Here is a 2577-nt window from a genome sequence, read left to right as displayed (position 1 = left end):
GCCATAGCCACCGCCTCATTCATCAGTTCTTCTGCTAAAACTACTTTGTTTACTAAGCCTATTCTATAAGCTTCTTCAGCATCTACCATATCTGCAGTGAATATTAATTCCTTAGCCTTTCCCATGCCTACAATACGAGATAATCTTTGGGTACCTGCAAATCCTGGAATAATTCCAAGACCTACCTCAGGTTGCCCAAACTTTGCTTTTGTCGATGCTATCCTTATATCACAACACATAGCCAATTCACAGCCACCACCTAAAGCAAATCCATTTACGGCAGCTATAACAGGTTTCTCCATTTGCTCTATTTTTCTAAAGAGCTTTAATCCTTTATCTGCAAATTTTCTTGCTGTAAATATATCCATATTTTTCATTTCAGAAATATCTGCCCCAGCAACAAAAGCTCGCCCTTCCCCAGTAAGTATCAAAGTATGTATCTCATTGTCATCTATTGCAATATCTATTATCTTATCCAATTCATATAGAACATTAGAATTTAATGCATTTAAAGCATCAGGTCTGTTAATGGATAAAATTCCTATGTTTTTATCCTTTTTTAAAAAAACATATTTGAAATCCATAAATCCTAACCCCCAATCAAAATTTTATAGTCCACTATCCATATTTTATCAAATATTATATAATAAAACAACTAAGGTTTGTTTAATTATTAACAAGTTTGTTGTATTCAAAGATTATAAAGTCTTAAAATAAATAAAGACGGATTTCTCCGTCTTTATTTATAACCTGGTTTCCCTAAAAGTTTAAACATATTCTTTTTATATTCTTCTACTCCTGGCTGATTAAAAGGATTTACTCCCAATATATACCCACTAATAGCACATGATTTTTCAAAAAAGTAGATTAATTTTCCTAAGTAGTACTCATTTAACTCTGGCAGGTTAATTACTAAATTAGGTACATTTCCTTTAGTATGTGCCATTAAAGTCCCTTCAAAGGCTTTTTTATTCACATAATCCATAGTTTTATCTGCTAAAAAATCAAGTCCATCTAAATTTTCCTTATCTTTTGTTATGGTTATATCCTTTTTTGGTTTCTCTATGTTGATTGTAGTTTCAAATAAATTCCTTTTCCCATCTTGAATTAATTGACCTAAAGAATGTAAATCTGTAGTAAAATTAGCAGAGGCAGGGAATATCCCTTTATTATCTTTCCCTTCGCTTTCTCCATACAACTGTTTCCACCATTCTGCAAAATAATGTAAATTTGGTTCATAATTTATAAGTATTTCTATATCCTTGCCTTTGTTATATAAGATATTTCTTACTAAAGCATATTGATAGCATATATTTTCTTTTAAATCCATTTTTGAATATTCATCCACACCTGCTAAGGCACCTTCCATAAGCTTATCTATATCTACACCTGAAACAGCTATAGGAAGCAATCCTACAGCTGTAAGCACAGAGTATCTTCCTCCAATATCATCTGGTATTATAAATGAAGTATACCTTTCTTTTTCTGTTAGCTCTCTCAATGCCCCTTTTAACCTATCCGTAGTTACATATATTCGTCCTCTTGCTTCTTCTTTTCCATATCTTTTTTCCATGTACTCTTTAAGTATTCTAAAAACTAAAGCTGGTTCTGTAGTAGTTCCTGATTTGGATATTACATTCAAGCTTACTTTTTTATCTTCTAGTAAATCCAACAAATCTAATATATAAGCACTACTGACATTATTACCAGCATAATAGATTTCAGGTCCTTTGCGTTTTCCCTTTGATAGCCCATTATAGAAATTATGGTTTAAAGCCTCAATACAAGCTCTAGCTCCTAAATAAGAACCTCCTATACCTATTAGTATGAACGCTTCAGAATCTTCTCTTATTTTCTTTGCAGAAACTTTGATCTTTTCAAACTCTTCCTTATCATAATCTCTAGGTAATTCCATCCATCCAATAAATTCTTTACCCGCCCCTACCTTATCATGTAGTAACCTATGGGAATATTCTATTGAAGGCGTCATATATTTTATTTCATGTTTTTCAACCAAACTATTAGAATAATCGAATGTAATATTATACATAGATCTACCTCCGTCAAATTATTTTTATTTTTTTAAGGTATTTAATAATAAAAAGCCTTAGAAGTTTCCTTCTAGGACTTTTTATTAGCTTAATAATTCCATTAGTACCATTGCAAAATCATCTTGTTGCTCTCCCCATCTAAACTTTTCCACATTCTCTACTATTTTATTCAGTATATCTATATCACTTTCCTCTATAATATTAATTATTCTATCTACTCCAAATTCTTCTCCATCCATACTTTTTACTTCTGTTATCCCATCAGTATAAAATAATACTTTGTCTCCTTTATTTAATTTTATATCATTTTCTTCATAATATATCTCATTAAATATCAAAGATATGGGGAATCCTTTTGTTGTCAATAATTTAATTTCATCAGAATTGTATTTAATAGGAATGCAATTATGCCCAGCATTTGCATATTTAAGATGATTATTTTTAGTATTAAATACTGCATAAAAAATTGTAAAATATTTATCTACTTCTAGTCCTAAAGTACTAAATTTTTTATGCAGTTCTGTTA

At 30.3% G+C, this 2577-nt stretch carries 3 protein-coding genes; all 3 read right to left on the bottom strand.

Annotated elements, in window-relative coordinates; translation table 11 throughout:
* Positions 1-584, bottom strand: a 584-nt coding sequence (locus VK998_RS05670; protein ID WP_325226440.1) for an enoyl-CoA hydratase-related protein, incomplete at its 3' end; no start/stop codon positions are given.
* Positions 585-739: 155 nt separating this feature from the next.
* Positions 740-2050, bottom strand: coding sequence for a glucose-6-phosphate isomerase (locus VK998_RS05665; RefSeq protein WP_325226437.1), 1311 nt, complete (start codon positions 2048-2050; stop codon positions 740-742).
* An 84-nt stretch (positions 2051-2134) separates the two neighbouring features.
* The coding region (locus VK998_RS05660) for a PP2C family protein-serine/threonine phosphatase (RefSeq protein WP_325226435.1) at positions 2135-2577 on the bottom strand (443 nt) is incomplete at its 5' end.

The organism is Schnuerera sp., from assembly GCF_035459645.1.
In the GTDB taxonomy this organism is placed as follows: Bacteria; Bacillota; Clostridia; order Tissierellales; family Tepidimicrobiaceae; genus Schnuerera.
The sequence above is the reverse complement of the archived record's forward strand: the minus strand, read 5'-3'. Positions and strand labels throughout refer to the sequence as shown.

Coding starts and splice junctions, on each gene's coding strand:
- VK998_RS05665 (WP_325226437.1), bottom strand. CDS start 2,050: ATGTATAATATTACATTCGATTATTCTAATAGTTTGGTTGAAAAACAT.